Genomic DNA, 21972 nt, shown 5'->3' on the forward strand with positions numbered 1-21972 from the left:
GACAGCCGGACGGATCAGGTGGGGAGGTGCACCGGCTCGGTGTCGGGGATGGGGCTCGCGTCGCGGCCGCGCAGGTCGGGCAGCCAGCTGCGCATGACGAGCGGCAGCACGACGCCGGCCGCGGCCATGACCGCCCCGACCATCAGGCCGCCACTCGGCCCGTTGCTGTCGATGAGGAAGCCGGCGACGGCGGATCCGCCGGCGGCGCCGATGAGCTGCCCCGTGCCCATCCAGCCGTAGGCCTCGGCGGTGTCCGAGAACTTGACGGTCGCCGAGACGGACCCGAACATCACCGCGAGTGCCGGGGCGATGCCGGCGCCGGCGATGACCAGGGCGATGCAGAGCCACCAGAAGGTCGGGTTGCCGACGGCCAGCGCGAGGCCGACGAACACGATCGCCATTCGCAGCCAGAGCGTGTTCGGCGAGATCGGACGGTGGCCGAGCGCCAGGCCGCCGACGAGCGAGCCCACCGCGAAGACGGCGAGGACGATGCCGGCGTTCGGGCTGCCCTCACCGAAGACGCTGGTGACGCTGGCCTCGACGGCGGAGCACGCGCCGATGAGCAGCAGGCCGGTCAGGGTTGCGACGACGACCGCCGGGCGTTTCATGACGACACCGAACGCGCGCTTCGAGCGGGGGATGCGGACGCGACCGAGTTCGGGGGAGGCGATGAACCACGCGCCGCCGACGAGCAGGAACACCATCGCGACGACGATCGCCTCGACCGTGCCGATCTGCGTCCCGACGAAGGTCGTGATGACCGGGCCGGCCACCCAGATGAGCTCCTGCGCGCTGGCGTCGAGCGAGAACAGCGGGGTGAGTTGCTTGGACGTCACCATCTTCGGGTAGATCGTGCGGACCGCCGGCTGCACGGGCGGCACGGCCAGGCCGCCGACGAAGCCGATCACGACGTAGGCCCAGAGCGGCATGACGAAGAAGGCGATGACGCCCATGGTGAGGAGCGCCACGATGCTGGTCAGGATCAGCACCGGCCGCATGCCCCATCGGCCCATCCAGCGGCTGGTGAGCGGGCCGGCGAGGGCCTGGCCGACGCTCGTGGTCGCGAGGACGAGGCCCGCGGCGCCGTACGAGTCGAAGATGTGCTCGACGTGCAGCAGGTAGGCCAGCGACAGCATGCCGAACGGGAAGCGGGCGGTCAGCTGCGCGGCGATGACCCGGCCGACACCGGGCGTCTTCAGCAGGGACCCGTACGCACTCACACGTCAAGTCTACGGATCGGGCGGGTCCCGCCGCGGCCCCTGGGGACGAGCGTGCGACCCGGCCGGGGAGGCCGTCCGGGGCGCTGTCACCCGTCCGGGGGAAGGGCGTGTGACGGGTGTCCGCGGAGCGTTCTCAGACACGCCGGGGCGGTGGTCGACCGGATCGGTTTCCACACCCGTGGAGAACCACCTCCACACCCTGTTGGGAGTGTCGGTGGCGGGTGCCAGAGTGGCGGAAAACCGGGCCTCACGGGAATCCACAGTCTGTGGAGGGCGTTGTGGAGAACTACAGGGGTGTAACACTTCCTCTAGTGGTCCATCGGGCCACCGGGCACTACATGTAGTAGCGTCGTCGACAACACAGCACCAGAACGTCGGGCCTCCAACCGGGCCCAGAACCAGGGGAGATCATGGCCGTCACCGTGTACACCAAGCCGTCCTGCGTCCAGTGCACTGCGACGTACCGCGCCCTCGACAACAAGGGCATCCAGTACGAGGTGCACGACGTCTCCACGGACGAAGCAGCGCTCGAGCACGTCAAGAGCCTCGGCTACATGCAGGCCCCCGTCGTCGTGACCGACGACGACCACTGGTCGGGCTTCCGCCCCGACAAGATCGCGACCCTCAGCGCCGAACTGGCCTGACACGGTGCAGGCCGATCCGGCCTGACACCCGCGGACCTATCCGGTCCGCACCCCCGGTGGTGGGCAGACAGCCAGAAGGCTCGTCCCGCCCCCGCCACACCCCTCCGGTCCACCGTCCGCACCTGTCGAAGGAGCGCACCATGAGCCGCCTCGTCTACTTCTCGAGTGTCTCGGGCAACACTGCCCGGTTCGTGGAGAAGCTCGGCCAGGACGCCGACCGGATCCCGCTCCTCCCGAGCGAGCCGTTCCTCCACGCGGACGGTCCGTACGTCCTCGTGCTCCCCACCTACGGTGGCGGCAACGGCCAGGGAGCGGTCCCCAAGCAGGTCATCAAGTTCCTCAACGACGAACACAACCGGGCACTCATCCGGGGTGTGATCGCCGCTGGCAACACGAACTTCGGCGCGGCCTACGGTCTCGCGGGCGACGTGATCGCACAGAAGTGCCACGTGCCCGTGCTCTATCGATTCGAACTCTTCGGGACCCCGGACGACGTGTCTGCGGTCAACTCAGGATTGGAAGCATTTTGGACGCAGCAGTTGCAGACGTCGATCTGACGTCGCCGCAGACGGGGATGGACTACCACTCCCTCAACGCGATGCTCAACCTCTACGACGCGGACGGGAACATCCAGTTCGACAAGGATCGTGAGGCGGCCAAGCAGTTCTTCCTGCAGCACGTCAACCAGAACACCGTCTTCTTCCACAACCTGAAGGAGCGGCTGGACTACCTGGTCGAGAACGAGTACTACGAGCAGGCGACGATCGACCAGTACTCGCTCGAGTTCATCCAGCAGCTCAACGACCTGGCGTACTCCAAGAAGTTCCGGTTCCAGACGTTCCTCGGTGCGTTCAAGTACTACACGAGCTACACGCTCAAGACGTTCGACGGCAAGCGCTACCTCGAGCGCTTCGAGGACCGCGTCGTGATGACCGCCCTCGGCCTCGCGCAGGGCAACGAGCAGCTCGCGATCGACCTCGTCGAGGAGATCATCGCCGGCCGCTTCCAGCCCGCGACCCCGACGTTCCTCAACACCGCCAAGGCCCAGCGCGGTGAACTCGTCTCCTGCTTCCTCCTCCGCATCGAGGACAACATGGAGTCGATCTCGCGCGGCATCAACTCGTCGCTGCAGCTCTCGAAGCGCGGCGGCGGCGTGGCGCTGCTGCTCTCCAACATCCGCGAGGCCGGCGCCCCGATCAAGCAGATCGAGAACCAGTCCTCGGGCATCATCCCCGTGATGAAGCTGCTGGAAGACTCCTTCTCGTACGCGAACCAGCTCGGTGCGCGTCAGGGTGCCGGTGCCGTCTACCTGTCGGCGCACCACCCCGACATCATGAAGTTTCTCGACACCAAGCGCGAGAACGCCGACGAGAAGATCCGCATCAAGACGTTGTCGCTCGGTGTCGTCGTGCCGGACATCACGTTCGAGCTCGCGAAGAACAACGAGGACATGTACCTGTTCTCGCCGTACGACGTCGAGAAGGTCTACGGCGTCCCGTTCGGCGACGTCCCGATCTCCGAGAACTACCGCGCGATGGTCGACGACTCGCGCATCAAGAAGACGAAGATCAAGGCGCGTGACTTCTTCACGACCATCGCCGAGATCCAGTTCGAGTCGGGCTACCCGTACATCGTGTTCGAGGACACGGTGAACAAGGCCAACCCGATCAAGGGTCGGATCAACATGTCCAACCTGTGCTCGGAGATCCTGCAGGTCAACACCCCGACCACCTTCAACGAGGACCTCTCGTACAACGAGATCGGCAAGGACATTTCCTGCAACCTCGGCTCGCTGAACATCGCGCTGACGATGGACTCGCCGGACTTCGGCAAGACGATCGAGACGGCGATCCGCGGCCTGACCTCGGTGTCGCAGATGTCGCACATCACGTCGGTCCGCTCGGTCGAGGACGGCAACGACAAGTCGCACGCCATCGGCCTGGGCCAGATGAACCTGCACGGCTACCTCGCTCGTGAGCGCGTCTACTACGGCTCCGAAGAGGGCATCGACTTCACGAACATCTACTTCTACACGGTGCTGTTCCACGCCCTGCGCGCCTCGAACAACATCGCCATCGAGACCGGGGAGACCTTCGACGGCTTCCGCGACTCGAAGTACGCGTCGGGTGAGTTCTTCGACAAGTACACCGACCAGGTCTGGACGCCGGCCACGCCGCGCGTCGCGTCGCTGTTCGACAACGCGAACATCACCATCCCGACGCAGGACGACTGGAAGGCGCTGAAGGCGTCCATCCAGGAGCACGGCATCTACAACCAGAACCTGCAGGCCGTCCCGCCGACCGGTTCGATCTCGTACATCAACCACTCGACGTCGTCGATCCACCCGATCGCGTCGAAGATCGAGATCCGCAAGGAAGGCAAGCTCGGCCGCGTCTACTACCCGGCGCCGTTCATGACGAACGACAACCTGGACTACTACCAGGACGCGTACGAGATCGGTGCCGAGAAGATCATCGACACGTACGCCGCGGCGACGCAGCACGTGGACCAGGGCCTGTCCCTGACGCTGTTCTTCAAGGACACCGCCACCACGCGCGACATCAACAAGGCGCAGATCTACGCATGGCGCAAGGGCATCAAGACGATCTACTACATCCGTCTCCGCCAGCTCGCGCTCGAGGGCACCGAGGTCGAGGGCTGCGTTTCGTGCATGCTGTGACGCCTCCGGCGTCGTGCATGCTGCGGCCCACTGGTCGCTGACGCGACCGCCCACCGGACCGGAGGCGCGGCGCCACCCCGCACCGCGCCTCCCGTCCGCATCACTGGTCACCATCTACTGCTAGACGAGGAACACACGTTGGTCGAGAAGCTCAAGCTCATTGACCGGGTCCAGGCCATCAACTGGAACCGGATCCAGGACGACAAGGACGTCGAGGTCTGGAACCGTCTCGTCAACAACTTCTGGCTGCCCGAGAAGGTGCCGCTGTCGAATGACGTGCAGTCGTGGAACACGCTCACGCCGGCCGAGCAGAAGCTGACCATGCGCGTGTTCACTGGCCTGACGCTCCTGGACACCATCCAGGGCACCGTCGGCGCCGTCTCGCTCATCCCCGACGCGATCACCCCGCACGAGGAAGCCGTCTACACGAACATCGCGTTCATGGAGTCGGTGCACGCGAAGTCGTACTCCTCGATCTTCTCCACCTTGGCATCGACGCCGGAGATCGACGAGGCCTTCCGCTGGTCCGAGGAGAACCCGAACCTGCAGAAGAAAGCGTCCATCGTGATGGACTACTACCAGGGCGACAACCCGCTGAAGCGCAAGATCGCGTCGACGCTGCTCGAGTCGTTCCTCTTCTACTCCGGCTTCTACCTGCCGATGCACTGGTCCTCGCGGGCGAAGCTCACGAACACCGCCGACCTGATCCGCCTCATCATCCGCGACGAGGCCGTGCACGGGTACTACATCGGCTACAAGTTCCAGAAGGGCCTCGAGAAGGTCACGCAGGCCGAGCGCGACGAGTTCAAGGACTACACGTTCTCGCTCATGTACGAGCTCTACGACAACGAGGTGCAGTACACGCAGGACCTCTACGACGAGGTCGGGCTGACCGAGGACGTCAAGAAGTTCCTGCACTACAACGCCAACAAGGCGCTGATGAACCTGGGCTACGAGCCGATGTTCCCGAAGAACATCACCGACGTGAACCCGGCGATCCTGTCGGCGCTGTCGCCGAACGCGGACGAGAACCACGACTTCTTCTCCGGGTCGGGGTCGTCGTACGTCATCGGCAAGGCAGTCAACACTGAGGACGAGGACTGGGACTTCTGATCCTGGTCTGACTCGTGGGGACGCCCCGCTGGCTTCGGCTGGTGGGGCGTTCGTCTCGTTAGAGCGGACGACGCGAGCCCCTCCCCCATTGAGGACAATCCGGCCAGCGCGGTCGCCGCCATCGAATGGTTGCGCTGCTCTTGGAGGTGAGAGATCCTTTAGTTGCTGCGCCGACTGACGCGTCTAGTGCGGGAGTTACCAGGCCGGTCGCTGACTCACTAACTTCCTTCGACCCACAAGGTGTGCCCCGACTGTGTCAAAGCTCTCGAAAAAACAGCTCCTCAACAAGTATCCGGACCAAAATTGGCGCGAGCGCTTCATTCGCCTGGGAAATCTGTCCGACCTACTCGGGGATTGTATCATTCGCGGAGATTACACCGTCCCTGACGAGCTTAACCAGGCCATTGCTTTGAGTGGATACGGCGATAAAGTATTCAAGTCGTTGCTACAGAAAAACGGACTGAAGCAGAATGCAAAATCGCCGCAAGATGCAATAAAGCCGAATGATGCGCGTCTAATGTGCTTCCTTACGTTCACGCATACCGATGTTCTGGTGGACATAGAGAGAACCGACATTGATGCGATCGAGCGATCCATCGGATCGCAGATTCTAGCTGGCAGGATTAGATACCCATTCATTTTCGGGCGCGAACTGTACGATCGTGCTGCGGACCTCTTCCCCACCGAGCGGGGTCGACTGAATATCGATGAGACGGACGATCTCCTCGAGGGGACGAGTATCGGTGTGATGCAATCGGGTGATTACGTAACGGGACCATATGGTCTTCTGCGTTCGTCGGCGAGCCGGGACGTTCCAGTGTTCCGAACGGTCCCTTTGTATCATTGCGCGGATGCTGACTGCGATGCGGTTCATAGAACCGAGCTCGCGACTGACTTTGAGGCTCCGGTGAACCGGAATCGCGAGAAACTACGGAAGATTCTTGAGGACGAGTCTCGGGAAGCATCTAGCTGGGGATCGTTCTTGGCCGAAGTCTCAGGGTTCAATCGCAAATATTTCGATGAAGGTAGCACCGATACTATTGCCTTCCTTATAGGGGATGCGCTTAGCGACTCGGAACTCGCTCGTCTCGCGGAAGCGCTGCTGAAGGACGGGTCTTCACAGATGCAGGCGATGATTGACGCCTCTGGTCGGACTATCACGAGAGGTCGCGGGAAATTCTCGGCAGGCCTAGGTCGAGCGGAATGGCTTCAGCTTATTCTGCTGTGCGGTGATGAAGCTATCGTCGGGGCGGTTGACGCTTTGGTGCACGCGGAGCGTATATCTGTGCCAGAGGGAGAGGTGCGCAGACCGATGGTCAATGGATCCGCGCACTCCGGCGCGTTCCGACTGCAGGCGCACCTGAGTAGATTTGGAGTCGGCGTGCGGCCGCTCTCTCTCAGCGTGGCATCCGCGCGCCTACGTCGCCTTCTTGACGAGCTGTATGCAGTAGGCACATCCGCTGACGCAACTGAGCTTGACTGGCAGCTTCGGGGGGTGGATGCGCCAGAGCGTGAGGGACGTCTCGAGGAGTTCTTCCGAAACGCTCATCCGCGGGACGTTCTCACCAGGCTCGTCCTCTCGCGACGATCCGATCTGCTAACCGCCGGCCACAAGCTAGGGATGCGCATTCGATCGATCGGCGAGCAGTCGGATGACGAGCTGCTTGACACGCTGATGTGGAAGCTCGGCTTTGACGTAAATCCAAGCGAGGCTCGGCACGCGAGGTTTTGGCGCTTGCACGAAAGCTTGAAGCGACTCACGGACGAGGCGAGCATCTCTACAATGAGCGATACAGAGTCCATTCGGTCCGTGGCAAGCAACTACTTTGTCGCTCTAGAGGAATTGCTCCTCGATTCACTGGTGTTTGTGATTTGGGCGTTCAATACGGATCATCATGTTTCAAATCGCCGGTACACATACGATCCGGACGCGGAGCGATCAAAGGCCATTGCCATCCTCAATGCGATGTCGGAAGAAGCGACCTCGGGCGCTGAGTATGTAATCCGATTCGAGGATGACAAAAACGAGCTTTACAGTCTTTGCCGGGGCTTTGGTATCCTCGCTGGAGGACTCGATAAGCTTGTGTCACGTGCGGGCGACTTCGAGCGGGACCAGGAAGGAATGCCGGAATACGCGGAGCATACGGTTCTTCAGACTTTCCCGTTCCTGCACACCCGTCCATTCCTGGACGTCAATGAATCTGCGCGTGCCACCATCCTCAGAAGCCTGCGCGAAGTCTCTCGTCTGCTTGATGCAGGTAAGGTTTCCGATGTTCGAAATTCCTACCTACACTTCCGACGCTCGAATGCTGAACTTGACTCGATGATCGAAGCGCTCGAAGCGACGAGTGGAGCGGTTCGACTGCTTGAGCAAAACGGCTTTTACCGAAGCGTGTACAGGCGGGTCGCGATGCAGTTGGATGAGTGGGGCCGCAGCGCAATCACTCTGCGGGACGAGTCTGGCCGGAATGCCGTCTTCGCTCGTCCATCAAAGATGGATTGGGGTGGACTGCCGCCGCTGGATGCTCCACAATACGTCGTGACAAGCGCGCAGATTGGGGAGCCCCTGAGCGGCTGCGATTCCGGCCGGGCTACAGGTCGGAGTTTAGTGATATGTGGCAGGGATACCCGCGCCGGCGTCTGCGTAACGACGCTTCTATGTCAGAGTCGTCTCGCGCCGGCGGCGAACGAACGGAGATTGTAGATCTGACCTCTGCCGCGAGGTGACGCGACACTAGGCGCGGCACGTTCCGGATGATGAATCGGTGAACCGGACCGAGCGTTCGTACGGTCTCGTGGAGGAGTGCCGAGTGGTGTCACCGCGTCCGCGGATCGCCCGTCGCCTCGCTGAGCGCGCGGCCCGGTCGGGTTCACACTGGACGAAGCCCTCGCGGTGCCAATCGGGCTCGGCACGCTCCGCCACGGTCCCTTTCGGCAGTCCGCTCAGACCGCCGTCTGGACGTTACTCGCGGTCACGCCAGACCGGGATGCGGTACGCCCAGCGCGTTCACGTCCCGTGTGCACCTCCTCGAGAGCGTCGAGACTCCGGCCATGCCGGTGGCGTCCGCGGAGGCGCTGCACCCGGCTGCAATACCCGTACGCCGGCGGTGCGGTGCGGTGCGGCCGACCCGGCACGGCGAGCCGTAAGGTCACTCGAGAAGGACGGGCAGTGGTCCATGATCGCCTGGTGCCGATTGCGAGGGCGGGCGTTCCGCGCCGACCGGATGCTCTCGGTGACCGTCACGGACGACGACTTCGACGGTCTGGCCGGGTTCTACGAGCAGGTCACGGGTCACCGGTCGCCGGTCGCCGGTCAGCGGCCCCGGCGCGAACCTCGCGATCGCCAACACCGCGACCGTCGCGATGCTCGGGGATGCGCTCGTCCACCCGACGAACCGCTCCGTGTTCATCGAGTTCGATGTCGCTGACGTCGACGGAGCGTCCGCCGCGCTGGACCCAAAGGACGAGGACGTCGTTCTCGAACCCACGACGATGCCCTGGGGCAACCGCTCCGCACTGGTCCGCGACCCCGACGGCAAGGTCGTCAACCTGTTCAGCACGCCGACCGCCGACTAGCGGATCAGGCCGGGGATCCGCTCGCGGAAGGGGAAGCAGCCCCGCGACGCGCACGGCCACGCGCGGCCGTCCCAGCGCCGACGGACGGTGACGAGCCCGATGCCCGCGGCGTCGAGCGCGGGGCGCAGGATGTCGAGGCGCTCCTGCGGGGCTGACGGGTGTGTAAGGGACGTCGACCGTGTTGAGTCCCTCGGCCGTGGCCCATTTGACGACGGCAGCGGACACGGGGTCGAGCACCGTCGCCGGACGGCCGGCGGCATCGACCGTGCGGGACGCCGCGTCCTCGACGGCACCGGCGGTGACCTCGGCGACGACCGGCGACACTGCGGCGGGTGACCGCCCCGCGGCATCGGCACTCACCGCGGTCGCGCGGATCGCCGATGCGAGCGGAGACGTTCGTCCGCGAGGGGCCGAGTTCATGGTTGCGGTCACGGCGGTAGTCCACCCCAGGGACGTCGCGCGCGGCGCTCCTGCCGGTGGGGATCGCAAGCCTCGGGGCCCTGCCGATCACACCCGCTCGGCGAAGAGCACCTCGGCACGGCTGACGGCCCCTGGGACTGAGCGTCGTCAGGCACCGGGGTGGCGCGATGGCGGGAATTCCAGAAGCGCTCACGCAGGTGGTGTCGTGCCCGCACCCTCGGTGTCGTCTGCGCCCGCAGGGCCGGTGCCGGCTTGGTCGAGGTTCTCGTGCGGGTCGCCCATGTCGCCGGTCGCCTTGCCGGCTGGTGACAGCCCGAAGTGCTTGCGGACGGCGTTCGCCTCGGTGATGGACACAACGTTCCCGGCTCCTGGGGACGGTGCGCCCTTGATCGCGCTCTTCGCGTACCCGACGTGCAGGTCCTTGCCGTCGAACGTGGCGTCCTCGACGGGGACGAGCGCGGTGTTGCCCCTGAGGAGACCCGTCGCGACACTGACGAACGCAGCGCTGCCGTCCTCGTCGGAGGGGAACACCTGCGCGACCTTGCCGACCGATGCGCCGTCGCGGTCCCGGACGGTCGCGTTCTCGACCTCGTGGATCTGGCTCTTGGTGATCATGGGTGTAGTCAACGCCCCACGGCTGGTGCTTCGCGGCGGAGTCTCGACCCGCCGAGAGCGTGCGGTGGCGGCTCCTCCAGGGCCTTGACGGCCAGGAGTGGCGGACTGTGCTGAGAGGCGGTCATGCCCGTGTCGCGCTTGTTCTCTTCCGAGGTGACCTGCCTGCCGGAGCCGAGCCGTGCCTCCAGGCCGGACCGAGACCGGGCACCTGACGGACGGGAGACGACGAACGGCCCGCCCCGTTACCGAGGCGAGCCGTCCTGAGGGCTGATCCGCTACCGCGATGCCGGCGAGGCGACGTCGGCGAGCTCGGCGCGGACGATGGCCGCGCCGGCGGACAGCGCGCTGAGCTTCTGCAGGGCCGCGCCGCGTGCGAGCGGCGCCATGCCGCAGTTGGTGCTGGGGATGAGCTTGTCCGCGTCGACGTGGTCGAGCGCGCGGCGGAGGACCTCCGCGACCTCCTCGGGCGTCTCGACGGTCTCGGTCGCGACGTCGATCGCGCCGAGCATGACCTTCTTCCCGCGGATGAGCTCGACGAGCTCGAGCGGCACGTGCGAGTGGATGCACTCGAGCGAGACGATGTCGATCGAGGACTGCTGCAGCAGCGGGAAGGACTGCTCGTACTGGCGCCACTCGGCGCCGAGCGTCTCCTTCCACCGGTTGTTGGCCTCGATGCCGTAGCCGTAACAGATGTGCACGGCCGTCTCGACGTGCAGGCCCTCGACGGCGCGTTCGAGGGCTGCGACGCCCCAGTCCTGCACCTCGTCGTGGAAGACGGTGAAGGCGGGCTCGTCGAACTGGATGACGTCGACGCCGGCGTCCTGGAGCTCGCGGGCCTCCTGGTTGAGGATCGTGGCGAACTCCCACGCCAGCTTCTCGCGGCTCTTGTAGTGCTGGTCGGAGAGGGTGTCGATCATCGTCATCGGGCCGGGAAGCGCCCACTTGATCGGGCGGTCGGTCTGCGCGCGCAGGAACGTCGCGTCCTCGACGAACACGGAGGCGGGGCGGCTCACGGTGCCGACGACGGTGGGCACGGCGGCGTCGTAGCGGTCGCGGATGCGGACGGTCTCCTTGCGCTCCTGGTCGATGCCGTCCAAGTGCTCGATGAACGTCGTGACGAAGTGCTGGCGGGTCTGCTCACCGTCGCTGACGATGTCGATGCCGCGGTGCTCCTGCTCGTGGACGGCGGACCGGAGCGCGTCCTGCTTGCCCTCGGCCAGTGCGTCACCCTCGAGCAGCCAGGGGGACCAGAGCCGCTCGGGCTCGGCGAGCCAGGACGGCTTCGGCAGGCTGCCGACGATCGAGGTGGGGAGGAGTGTGCTCATGCGCGTGGAGGTCCAGTCGGTCAGTGGGTGAGGGCGGCAGGGGCGGTCTGCCCGGCCGGGGCGGTCTGCCCGGCGAGCCAGCGGTCGAGGAAGTCACGGTGCGGTGTCACGAGGTGCTCCTCGGTCCACCGGCCCTGGGTGACGCCGAGGCGGCTGCGCTCCTCGCGGTCGTAGGCGATGCCGGTCGACGACCAGTCGCCGTGGTCGAGCGTGGGGCGGAACGTGCTCGGAGCGACGGTGTCCGCGTTGTAGATCTCCGGACGGTAGATCTTCTGGAACGTCTCCATGGTGCTGATCGTGCCGATCAGTTGGAGGTCCGAGTAGTCGGTGACGACGTCGCCGCGCGAGTAGAAGGCGAGCGGGGCCTTCGCTCCCGGGGGCATGAAGTACCGGACCTGCATGCCCATCCGACCGAAGTAGTCGTCGGTGAGCGAGGAGTGCTCGTGCTCGTACTCCGCGCCGAGGACCGGGTGGACGAAGCCCGTCTGCCGGTAGGTCTGGCTCGTCGAGACGCTGATGCAGACGACCGGTTCCGCGTCGAACTCCGACCGAAACGCTTCCGACCGCAGGAAGTGCTGGAAGAGCTGTCCGTGCAGCAGCCCGAAGTCGGCGGGGAGCGAGGATGCTGACGGCAGGCGGACGGCGAAGTCGTGGTCGCGCAGGTACGACGAGAAGTTGTTGCCGATGATGCCCTGGTGGCGCTCGCCGGAGTACTGGTCGACGATCGTGACGTCGAGCACCTCGATCAGGGGGAGACGCTCGACCTGTCCGCGGTCCTCGAACTGCATCGTGACCGACACGATGTCGAGCTCGACCCGGTAGCGGTCGCCGTCCGTGTCGCCGGCGAGGTCGTTGCAGCGCCGGTTGATCAGTGCGAGTGCACTGCGGAGGTTCTGCTGACGGTGCTCCCCGCGGGCCAGGTTCGCGAAGTTCGTGGTCAGGCGGGAACACTCCGCCGGCGTGTAGTCCTCGTCGAAGCGGGTCCTGCTGATGCTGAAGGTGATGTCGTTCGCCATGGTCCGCAGTCCGTACGTCGAGCGCCCGCGGGCACTGTGGGAAGAGTCCTCCGATCATGACGGGAGGCGCGGGTCATCAGGTAATACCGAGACGCTATGCAGTCGCATAGCCTTTGCCTATGGCTCGCGTCGCGAACGACATCACCCTGCAACAGCTGCGGTACTTCATCGAGGTCGCGTCCGAAGGATCGATCAGCGCAGCTGCCGACCTGCTCTACGTCTCGCAGCCGACCATGTCGGCCGCGATGAAAGACCTGGAGGCGCGCATCGGCCGGCCGCTCTTCACCCGTTCCGCTCGTGGTGTCGTGCTCACCGTCGACGGGGTCGAGTTCCTCGGCTATGCGCGGCAGGTCGTCGAGCAGGTGTCGTTGCTCGAGCAGCGGTACGTCGGGCGCCAGGCCTCGCGCCGACTGCTCGGGGTGTCGGCCCAGCACTACTCGTTCGCGGTCGAGGCCTTCGTCCGGATGGTCGAGGGTGCCGACGCCGACCAGTACGAGTTCTCGCTGCGGGAGACCCGCACCTGGGACATCATCGAGGACGTCCGGACGCTGCGGAGCGAGCTCGGCATCCTCTACCGCAACGACTTCAACCGGCAGGTCCTCGGCAAGCTCATGCGGGACGCCGGGGTCGTGTTCACGCCGCTGTTCGTCGCGCAGCCGCACGTCTTCGTCGCGCGGCGGAACCCGTTGGCGGCGCAGGAGCGGGCGACCCTGGCCGACCTGGCGGACCTGCCGAGGCTGACCTTCGACCAGGGCGCGAACAACTCCTTCTACCTGGCGGAGGAGATCCTGTCGACGATGTCGAGCAAGCGGGAGATCCGGGTGTCGGACCGGGCGACGATCTTCAACCTCATGATCGGGCTCGGCGGGTACACGATCTCGACGGGGCTCATCAGCGACGACCTCGACCCGGAGATCGTCGCGATCCCGCTCGACGTCGATGAGCGCATCGAGATCGGGTGGATCGCGCACTCCTCGGTGCCCCTGACGGTGCAGGCGCAGACGTACCTGGAGGAGCTGCGTGCGGTGGTCGTCAGCTACGGGGTCGAGCCACTCGGGTAGGGCAGGTGCGGCGCCGTTCGGTGCGGACGGGTCAGCGGCGGTGGCGGCTGCAGATCGCCGCGCCCGTGTACACGATCGCCACGAACAGGGCGACCGCGGCGATGGCGGTGCTGGGCCAGCGGCCGGCGGTCGCGGGAGCAGTCATGAGGACCGCTCCGAACGCCACGAGCGCGAGGCTGATGCTCGCTGCGAACGGGACGCTCTTCGATCGCTTGATCACGAGTCCTCGCCCCGTTCTGCTGAGACGCGCATCGTTCCCCCTTCGGTGATGTACGACCGCGGCGCGGTCGCGCTCCACAACCGTAGGGTAGCGAGCTCTGATGTTCGGAACACAAAATGACGAACATCAGTGGTTCTCTGAGTCCGCCACGGAGATCCGAGCACGTAGTCGCTGGGGCTGCTGCTGAGCAGCCGGCCGTCAGGTCCGCGCTTCCGTCCGCCGGGGCTTCAGTCGCTCCGGGGCGTCCGTTGCTGGCACCCACTCGCACGTGAACGTCCCGCGGTAGCCGAAGAGGAACCCGAACACGCGGTTGTGCACCTCGAGGTCGACGTGGAACGCCCGATCATCGTCCGACCACCACTCGTGCATGGTCGCCCGACCGCTGAACAGCATCGGGAAGCGGAACGAGACCGGCCCCTCGTGGAACCGCTGCGCGTCGGACGTCAGCACGAGTCCGCCGCGCTCGTCCACGCGCAGGTCGAGGTCCACCGCGAGGTGCTGGTGCGTCCCGAGGTAGTCGAGGACCCGGCCGTCCGACAAGATCATCGTCGCGTCGAACCGTGCCGGTCGGCCGGGCCGCGTCGCGTACGTCCGGACGAACGTCACCGTCTCGCGGCCGAGGGCGTCCCGGTACGGGTAGTTCTCGATCGTGAACGGCACGTCCGTTCCCAGGTCGGGCACGAGGATGTTCCGCAGCCGACCGATCTGCAGGAACGGCACCGTCCACCAGGGCCCGCGGCGGATCGTCATCGTGCCACGGCCGACGCACGCCTCCGCGGCGTCGAGACCGACGCCGAAGCGGCGCTGCATCATCGGGTGCAGGCGACGGAAGTCCGCGCCCAGCGCTTGCTCGAAGACGGACGTCAAGACGGGCCTCCCGGCTCGGGCAGGGCCGCCACGGTGGGTGGCGCGTCCCGCAGGTGGTCCTCGCGTCGGCTGCCGCCGACGGGCGCGCGGAGCGTCCTGGAGGCCCGTGGCCGGTCTGGTCGCCAGACCTGCAGGACGGTGGGGAGCGGCCAGCTCGACCGCGTGTGGGACGCCACGCAGGACCCGGCGCAGCACGTCCGCTGGGACGTCCGGTTGGGGCGCGTCGATTAGTGTCTCGACGTAGATCCCCCGGTTCCCCACGGTCGGGAGCGTAGCGCGACCGTGACTCAGCAGGGCAGGCCCCCGTCCGGGCTCGGAAGGAAGCCGGACCAGAGTCCGAAGACCACCCGGTGCAGAGGGCCTGCCGCAGTTCGATGGCGTGGGGGAGCCCGTCGCACCATCGACGGGCTCCCCGTGCTTCACCGTCGCGAGACGGCAGCGACGGCGTCGCTGATCGTCGCTCCCGGATTGTCTTCTCGGTATCGCCGCACTTCTCTGGGGTCGATGGACGTTGCTACGTCGAGCACCGGGGTGTCACCGATGATCGGCGCACGGAACGCGGTGCAGGAGATGCTGATCAGCAGCACGACCCCGGCGATCGTCCACCCGAAGAGTCCGAGCGCGAGCGCTGACGCTGCGAGCCCTCCGAGAGCCAGGTGAGGGGATCCCCAGCGGCTCACGAGAAGCACTTCTGCTTGACCGAGGTGATTCCGATGAGTTCCGCGGCGAGTGCACCTGCAGCACCACCCACGGCCTTGATCTTCTCCCAGCTGAACGAGGCTCCCCAGAAGATCCTCACCGCCTTCGCGACGCCTCCGAGCGCGTTGATCAGCTTCTTGATCTTGAGGATCTTCGCGACGGGGATGGCTGTCGAAGCGATCAGCCAAGCGATCGCCCCGGTGCAGCCGACGATGTCGGCTCGCGGGCCTCGGAGCAGTTCCGGATGCGTCACCGCGATCCATTCCTGTAGGGCAGCGTCGCCCGAGAGGAGGACCGCATCCGGGATGCTCTGGATGAACTCGAGGCCTTGCTCGAGATCGGCCGCCTGCGCCCCCAGCTCCTCCATGACGATGCTCGCTGGTGCCTCGGTTGCCGCTTGAGCGGGCGCAGCGACGAGCATCGATGCGACGAGTCCGGCAGCGACAGCGGCCGCCAGGGTGGCCCGCGTCGGCGCGATGGTGGTGTTCGACTTCGTCATCGGATCCTTCCCCTCCGACGCCCCTCGCCGGAGTGCACACCATCCTGCAGGTGATGCCTGACATACGCAACATCACTTCATCCGGGTGCCCTGTGATCGCGCTCCTACCGCTGTCGGGCTGACCGGCTGTCTCATCGGAATCTCCAGATGAGGACGCGGGTAGCGAGCGGCACGGCGCTCTACCCGCGCGGGACGGGGAGGATCCGCCGCCGACCGAGGTCGTCGAGCAGCTCCACGAGCCGGTCCGCCGAGTCGTGGCACTCCCCGAACCCCGCCTGCCGGATCTTGATCAGCGACGAGACGTTGTCCCACGTCGAGTGCAGGATCATGTCCGCGAACCGCCAGTCGACCAGGTCGGAGTAGGGCGTGGCGACGAGTCCGTGCCGTTCGACCATGCGCTGCCAGAGGTCCTCGCGGGAGGGCATCACCTGCGCGAGCTCCATCGACTGCGGTTCTGCGAGGTCCAGCCCGTGGTGCTCGGCGAGGCGCTCGAACAGGTGGCTCCACCGCACGACGTCGCCGTTCGTGACGTTGAACGCCTCTCCGGCCGCAGCGGGGGTCGTGCCCGCCCAGTCGGTGGCCCGGGCCAGGAGCTCGGCGTCGGTCATCTGGTAGAAGATGCCGTCGTAGGTGGTGCGGGCGCCGGGGAAGCGGAGGGGCAGCCCGAGCTCCTTCGTCATGCTCACGTACGTCCCGAGCGCCATGAGCAGGTTCATCGGGGTGCCCTGGGCGTACCCGATGACGGCCTCCGGGCGGAGCACGGTCATCGCGAAGCCCCGCTCGGCTGCACGCTCGCGGAGCAGGTCCTCCTGGTCGTAGTAGAAGTTCGGGACCATCAGGCGCGGGTCGTCCTCCTTCGCCGGCGTCCTGAAGCGGCCGAGGTGGGCGCCGTAGTACTTCATCCCCTGGTACAGCGTGACGTGCCGGAGCGGTGCGCCGAGTCGGTCGAGTGCGTCGAGCGTGTTCTCGAGGAGCGCGACGTTCGGCGCGATCTGCGCCGCGAGGTCTGTGTGCTCCACGTACGCGGCGAACGCCAGGCGCGTGGTGTCCGCCGCCGGACGGAGTCCCTCGGTCGCGGCGTCGGCGTCGGACAGGTCGACCGGCAGGTGGTTCCACCCGGACACGGGGCCCTGCGGAGCGCGTCGGCTGGCGCCGCGGGTGCGGACGCCGGAGCGGGCGAAGTGCTCGACGACGCTGCGTCCGACGACACCGCCGGCGCCGACGACGAGGACCGCGTCGCTGCTGTCGGGCGACGTCGTGGAGGCGGGGCGTGCGTCGGTCATGTGCTGGTCCTGTCGGGTCGGGAACGCGGGGCAGCCGTCGCTGCGCCGGTGCCGATCCTGCCCCGTGGGCCCCGCGCGGAGCCCAGGATCGCTGCGGCCGTCGCCTCGTCGGCGGGCTCGACGCCCTGACGGAGGGGCGTCACCGGCCGGTCTCGTGTCTGGTGCCCCGACGGCGTGCAGCCGACGCTGCGGCATCCGCCCCGACCCGCTCGACGACCGCGACGGCCGCCGCCACCGGGTCCTCGTCCGCGAGGGTCGCGGCGAGCGCGCGAGCCCGGGCGGCCGTCGTGTCCGTCAGGACCGCACGGAGCGCATCGACCAGTCGGTCCACTGAGAAGTGGGCGAACGGGAACCAGGTCCCGACGCCCGCCTCCCGCACGCGCTCACCCCAGAACGGCTGGTCGAACGCCACGGCGCAGATCACCGTCGGTACGCCGGCAGCGACGGAGACCCCGGTGGTCCCGGCGCCACCGTGGTGGACTGCCGCTCGGCAACGGGCCAACAGCGCGGTGTGGTCGACGGGTCCGACCAGACGGACGCGGTCGTCGGCCACGGCCTGGGCCATGCCGGACCACCCTGCCCCGACGACCCCGCGGACCCCCAGCTGCTGGCAGACCGCTCGGATGCTCGCGATCAGCGCCACGGGATCCCGCACGGGCATGCTGCCGAATCCGAAGTACACGGGGGCCTCGCCGGCGCGGAGCCAGGCGTCGAGGTCCTCGTCGAGTCCGGTGTCGCCCCACCTTTCCCGGTGCTCGGGGCTCGGCGCCAGGAAGCCGGTGCGCGGCCACCGGTCCGGCCAGTCCCGGAGCCCGGGGACGAGCGCGGCGCTGTAGGCCTGGATCTCGGTCACCCCGCCTGCGCGGAGGCGCCAGCGGATCGGGACGTCGTCGTGGGGGAGACCGAGGTCCTGTCGGAACCGAGCGTTGTGCGCCCTGGTGACACGCGCCTCCAGGATGCCGGCGGCGATGTGCGACGCCCGGACGAGGAGGCGTGGCAGCGGCCGCGCCGTGAGGAGCAGCGACGGGTAGGCGGCACTGCTCCGGCGCGGGGCGAAGTGCAGTGCGACGACCTCGGCCCCGACGGCCTGTGCCACCATCGCCGCTTCGTCGAGGACCAGGTTGTTCGCGATCACGAGGTCGGCTCCGTCGCAGGCGTGCAGGAGCACCGCCTGGAGGGTGCGGCGCTCGATCTCCTTCTTGGCGACCACGGCCTCGAGGTAGCGCCTGCCGCTGCCCGACGAGACGAAGGCGCGTCCCTCGGGCGAATCGAGGAACGACCGTGTGCTGAAGCCGAGGCCGACGGTGGCGATCCCGAGCGACCTGCCGAAGTGCACGAGGTCGTCGGGTGTGACCAGCGTGACGTCGTGCCCGCGTCCGGCGAGGGCCGACGCCAGGACCGCCGTCGGCTGGACGTCGCCGCGCGTCCCGACCGCCACCAGCGTGATCCGCATCGTCCGAACCGAGTCTGCGTCGCCCCCGCCGTGCTCGGACCGTGGCTCGTTCGTCGTCATGGTGCGACGGTAGGAGCCGCACGGCCGTGTGGCGTCCGTGGTCCCCCTGAGACCGGTGCGCCTGCTCTGCGGTCCGGACGGGAGGCTCGTGCCGCCTCCCCGGTCCCGGTCAGTTGATGCAGGTGCCCTTCGTCCCGTACGCCGTCCCGACCGGCTTCCGCGGTGCGGGCGCGGCCGCGTGGGCCGCGGTCGACGGCGTCGCGGCCGGTGCGCTGCTCGCTCCCGCGGCGGGGGCGGGCGGCGTCGAGACCGTGTGCCTGTCCGTGCCGAGGACGAGCGTCACGCCGCTGACCGTCGTCGACACGACGGCGGTGGCGCCGGGGACGACCGCCGCCACGGCCTTCGCCTGTGCTTCCGACCCCGCGGGGTACTCGACGACGGTCGTGCTGGTCGTCGCCGTGTCGCCCGGTGCCCCGACGACGAACCCCTTCGCCGTCAGCGCGCTCGACGCCGCCGTGGCGCCGCCCTGCGCCCCGCTGCCGTTCAGCACGGAGACGTGCACGGACGAGGGATCCGCGGCGGTGGCCGAGGTGTACGCCGCAGGCGGGCCGACGATGTCCTGGATGAAGGCGGGCATCGCGGCGGAGTCGACGGCCACCGTCGAGTACCCGTCGATCGTCGGGGTGCCCGACGTCGGGATCGTGGTCGACCGGATGGCGGACAGGTCGATGTGGCTGAAGGTCGCGATGAGGTCCGGGATGCTCAGGGTGTCGTCGACCTGGACCGCGTCGCCGACCCCGTGCAGCAGGTTGGCGACCTTCACCGGGTCGAGGAGCGTGCGTGCCGACAACGCCTCCCGGGCCTCCTGCGAGAGGAAGTACTGCTGTCGGACCTCGCGGTCCAGGTCGCCGCGGGGGAGTCCGTCGCGCTGGCGCACGAACGAGAGCGCCTGCGAGGCGTCCAGCGTCGATCGGCCCGCCGGCAGGTCCACGCCCGAGTTCGTGTCGTGGGCCGCCTGGTTCAGGCAGACGTCGATCGGGCCGAGCGCCTTGACGAGCTGGTAGAAGCCCAGGAGGGACACCCGCACGAAGTGGTCGATGGTCAGTCCGCTGGTGTTCTCGATCGTCTGGATGAGGAGCTTCATGCCGCCGGCGTCGCCCCCTCCGTCCGCTGCTCCGTCCGAGAACGCGCTGTTCAGCTTGAACGTGCCGTGTCCGGGGATCGGCACCCAGGAGTCGCGGGGGAAGGAGATCATGGTCGCGCTGCCGCCCCCGGCCGGGATGTGCAGCACGATCATGGTGTCGGTGTTGGTCGCTCCGTCGTCGAGCTGTGTGCTCAGTTCGGCGAGTTCCTGCGGCGTGGCGTCGGACGGACGGTGGTCGTCCCCGATGAGCAGGATGTTCTGCGCGGCCCCGTCGGCGTCGGCCGCCGCGTCCCTGCCTGCCGGACCGTCGGGGGCGGAGCGTGCGACGTGCACCTTGGTGAGACTCGAGTCGAGCTGTTCGTACGACCAGGCCGCGTAGCCACCGGTGAGGACGAGGGCCATCGCGAGCGCGCCCCCGATGCTCGGCAGGACGAGCCGTCGGTGGCGCTGTCGGCCGTGTCGGACGGGACCGCCGCGGGGAGTGGGGACGGTGTCGCGGTCGTCGGTGGGCATCGGGGACCTCGCTCGGGTTCTGTGGCAGGAGGAGCAGTCTCACACCGCACCGGTCGGGAGACATCCGTGCGACCACGGACGTCTCCTGCGGGTCCGCACACGTGCCGGACGGGAGGCACGGAGCCAGCCGGCACCGCGCCTCCCGTCCGGCGCGACGCCCGCTGGTGCGCCGGTGCCGCCGTCGGCGGCGGCCGACACGCCGATGTGCGGCCCGCTCGTCAGGATCGCGTCGACCCCGACACTTCTGGAGTGAGAGGGGGCATCCGTGGATGTGGAGACAGAAGCCGACGGCGCACTGACCCGTCGGCTCGCGAACGGTGAACGGACGGCGCTGGCCGACGCGTTCGACCGGTACGCGCCGACGCTGACCCGCTATGCGTGGGCGTTGGCGGGTAGCAAGCAGGACGTCGAGGAGCTCGTGCAGGACACGTTCCTGACGCTCTGGCAGAAGGCCGGCGGGCTCGACCTGGCGACGAGCGCACTGCTGCCGTGGCTGCTGGTGGTGTGCCGGAACCATGCACGCAACCAGTCCCGGCGGCTCGCCAAGGGGGCCGCCGACGAGCTCCCCGAGGACCTGCCAGGACGTCCCGACGTCGACGACGCCCGGGAGCGGCTGCGCTGGGTCCGCGACGAGATCGCGACCCTGACCCCGACGGACCAGCGCATCTGCGAGCTGTGCCTGCTCGAGGGGCACTCCTACGCCGAGGCCGCGCAGATCCTCGGCCTCAGCGTCGGGGCGGTCACCCAGCGGGTCTCCCGCTCGCGAGCACGACTGAAGAAGGCGGTGATGCACGATGAACACTGAGCCCCCAACCGGAGACGACCTGCAGCGCATGCTCGTCTCGATGAAGCAGACGGTCCTCGACCGTGCTGGTGACCCGCGACCGGCACCGCGTCGTCGCGGCCGGCGGATCGGCATCGCCGTCGGCGTGGTCGCCCTGTTCGGCCTCGGCGCCACGAGCGGTGCGGTCGCCCTCGGGATGATCCCGCAGCCGTTCACCGCGGCGGCACCGACGACCGAGCCCTCCGAGCCCACCGCGCCGAGCACCCCGGCGTCGGCACCGGTCCAGGAGATCCCCGACCCCGTCCCGTCGCCGACGTCCACGCCGACGCCGACGGCGAGGGCGGGCGCACTGCCGACGGACTGCCGCGTACTCGTACCGGCGACCGAGTACGACCGTCTGTTCAGCGGAACGCCGCTCGCGGACCCGGCCGGCAGCGAGGCGGGCAGTGGCGGGGAGGGGCCGCCGGTGGACCTCTCCTGCATCTGGCGGGACCCGCGGGCGGACGTCTCCGGGCTCGTCGTCAACCTCGGCGCGGGGTCGTCCGAGGAAGCTCGGGACTACGAGGGTCTCCTCGCCCGGAGCGGGTACAGCTGCGCGGACAGTGGCCCGGGTCGTCTGTGCACGATGACGACCACGGACACGGTCTACCCGGTCGACACCACGTTCACCTACTACTCCGAGGGGGCGACCTGGGTGCTCATCCGGCAGACCAACTTCCCCACGAACGGTCTGCTCGCGGCGATCCAGCAGCAGGTCTGGGGGTAGGGCCCCGGGGAGGAAGACCCCGGACGAGACGACGGGCGGGAAGCAGCCACTGGGGGGTGCTTCCCGCCCTAGGG

The 21972-nt window shown here is 67.6% G+C and carries 20 protein-coding genes; 9 read left to right on the forward strand and 11 right to left on the reverse strand.

The annotated features are described in order from the left end of the window. Positions 1-14: 14 nt before the first annotated feature. Positions 15-1220: an MFS transporter gene (locus tag KM842_RS00170; protein ID WP_216259854.1), complete on the reverse strand. Its 1206-nt coding sequence runs from the start codon at positions 1218-1220 to the stop codon at positions 15-17. 410 nt (positions 1221-1630) lie between these two features. Here KM842_RS00170 and nrdH point away from each other — a divergent pair, with 410 nt between their 5' ends. The 6 genes from nrdH to KM842_RS15775 all read left to right on the forward strand — a co-directional run bounded on the left by nrdH (position 1631) and on the right by KM842_RS15775 (position 9233). After that, the gene (nrdH, locus tag KM842_RS00175; RefSeq protein WP_058769310.1) at positions 1631-1864 is read left to right on the forward strand and encodes a glutaredoxin-like protein NrdH; all 234 of its coding nucleotides are present in this window, start codon (positions 1631-1633) and stop codon (positions 1862-1864) included. A 140-nt stretch (positions 1865-2004) separates the two neighbouring features. Further along, positions 2005-2421, forward strand: coding sequence for a class Ib ribonucleoside-diphosphate reductase assembly flavoprotein NrdI (nrdI, locus tag KM842_RS00180; protein WP_216259856.1), 417 nt, complete (start codon positions 2005-2007; stop codon positions 2419-2421). A gap of 17 nt (positions 2422-2438) precedes the next feature. Next, positions 2439-4544, forward strand: coding sequence for a class 1b ribonucleoside-diphosphate reductase subunit alpha (gene nrdE, locus KM842_RS00185; protein ID WP_216259858.1), 2106 nt, complete (start codon positions 2439-2441; stop codon positions 4542-4544). Between the two features lie 138 nt (positions 4545-4682). Further along, on the forward strand, positions 4683-5657 hold the full coding sequence (gene nrdF / locus KM842_RS00190) for a class 1b ribonucleoside-diphosphate reductase subunit beta (protein ID WP_216259860.1): 975 nt from the start codon (positions 4683-4685) through the stop codon (positions 5655-5657). 253 nt (positions 5658-5910) lie between these two features. Then, positions 5911-8361 (forward strand): hypothetical protein, encoded by a 2451-nt coding sequence (locus KM842_RS00195; protein WP_216259862.1) that lies wholly within the window; start codon positions 5911-5913, stop codon positions 8359-8361. 698 nt (positions 8362-9059) lie between these two features. Beyond that, on the forward strand, positions 9060-9233 hold the full coding sequence (locus KM842_RS15775; RefSeq protein ID WP_253206170.1) for a VOC family protein: 174 nt from the start codon (positions 9060-9062) through the stop codon (positions 9231-9233). A gap of 609 nt (positions 9234-9842) precedes the next feature. Here the strand turns inward: KM842_RS15775 and KM842_RS00205 are convergent. The 3 genes from KM842_RS00205 to KM842_RS00215 form a co-directional block, all read right to left on the reverse strand. Beyond that, positions 9843-10268, reverse strand: a complete 426-nt coding sequence (locus KM842_RS00205) for a PRC-barrel domain-containing protein (RefSeq protein ID WP_216259866.1) — start codon at positions 10266-10268, stop codon at positions 9843-9845. 275 nt (positions 10269-10543) lie between these two features. Beyond that, positions 10544-11593, reverse strand: a complete 1050-nt coding sequence (locus KM842_RS00210; RefSeq protein WP_216259869.1) for a methionine synthase — start codon at positions 11591-11593, stop codon at positions 10544-10546. Between the two features lie 20 nt (positions 11594-11613). After that, positions 11614-12609 (reverse strand): putative oxygenase MesX, encoded by a 996-nt coding sequence (locus KM842_RS00215; RefSeq protein ID WP_216259871.1) that lies wholly within the window; start codon positions 12607-12609, stop codon positions 11614-11616. Positions 12610-12728: 119 nt separating this feature from the next. On the opposite strand from KM842_RS00215, the gene KM842_RS00220 reads away from it, so the two are divergent. After that, positions 12729-13670, forward strand: coding sequence for a LysR family transcriptional regulator (locus KM842_RS00220; protein WP_216259872.1), 942 nt, complete (start codon positions 12729-12731; stop codon positions 13668-13670). 31 nt (positions 13671-13701) lie between these two features. On the opposite strand, the gene KM842_RS00225 is transcribed toward KM842_RS00220, so the two are convergent. The 7 genes from KM842_RS00225 to KM842_RS00255 form a co-directional block, all read right to left on the reverse strand. After that, positions 13702-13890, reverse strand: a complete 189-nt coding sequence (locus KM842_RS00225; protein WP_216259873.1) for a hypothetical protein — start codon at positions 13888-13890, stop codon at positions 13702-13704. A 198-nt stretch (positions 13891-14088) separates the two neighbouring features. Continuing rightward, a complete protein-coding gene (locus tag KM842_RS00230; protein WP_216259874.1) occupies positions 14089-14757 on the reverse strand; it encodes a DUF4166 domain-containing protein in 669 nt (222 codons plus the stop codon). A 419-nt stretch (positions 14758-15176) separates the two neighbouring features. Then, on the reverse strand, positions 15177-15344 hold the full coding sequence (locus tag KM842_RS00235; RefSeq protein WP_216259875.1) for a hypothetical protein: 168 nt from the start codon (positions 15342-15344) through the stop codon (positions 15177-15179). Positions 15345-15433: 89 nt separating this feature from the next. Further along, positions 15434-15955, reverse strand: a complete 522-nt coding sequence (locus tag KM842_RS00240) for a hypothetical protein (protein ID WP_216259876.1) — start codon at positions 15953-15955, stop codon at positions 15434-15436. A 179-nt stretch (positions 15956-16134) separates the two neighbouring features. Beyond that, a complete protein-coding gene (locus tag KM842_RS00245) occupies positions 16135-17238 on the reverse strand; it encodes an SDR family oxidoreductase (RefSeq protein WP_216259877.1) in 1104 nt (367 codons plus the stop codon). 139 nt (positions 17239-17377) lie between these two features. Further along, entirely contained in the window at positions 17378-18751 is a 1374-nt protein-coding gene (locus KM842_RS00250; RefSeq protein ID WP_216259879.1) for a glycosyltransferase, read from the reverse strand. A 109-nt stretch (positions 18752-18860) separates the two neighbouring features. Next, positions 18861-20348 carry an LCP family protein gene (locus KM842_RS00255; RefSeq protein ID WP_216259880.1) on the reverse strand — a complete coding sequence of 496 codons (1488 nt, stop codon included), beginning with the start codon at positions 20346-20348 and terminating at the stop codon, positions 18861-18863. Between the two features lie 265 nt (positions 20349-20613). On the opposite strand from KM842_RS00255, the gene KM842_RS00260 reads away from it, so the two are divergent. After that, positions 20614-21153 (forward strand): RNA polymerase sigma factor, encoded by a 540-nt coding sequence (locus tag KM842_RS00260; RefSeq protein ID WP_216259882.1) that lies wholly within the window; start codon positions 20614-20616, stop codon positions 21151-21153. After that, positions 21143-21898, forward strand: a complete 756-nt coding sequence (locus KM842_RS00265) for a hypothetical protein (RefSeq protein WP_216259885.1) — start codon at positions 21143-21145, stop codon at positions 21896-21898. The genes KM842_RS00260 and KM842_RS00265 overlap by 11 nt, the downstream gene beginning before the upstream one ends. Positions 21899-21972: the final 74 nt, after the last annotated feature.

Source organism: Curtobacterium sp. L6-1, from assembly GCF_018885305.1.
Taxonomy (GTDB): Bacteria; Actinomycetota; Actinomycetes; order Actinomycetales; family Microbacteriaceae; genus Curtobacterium; species Curtobacterium aetherium.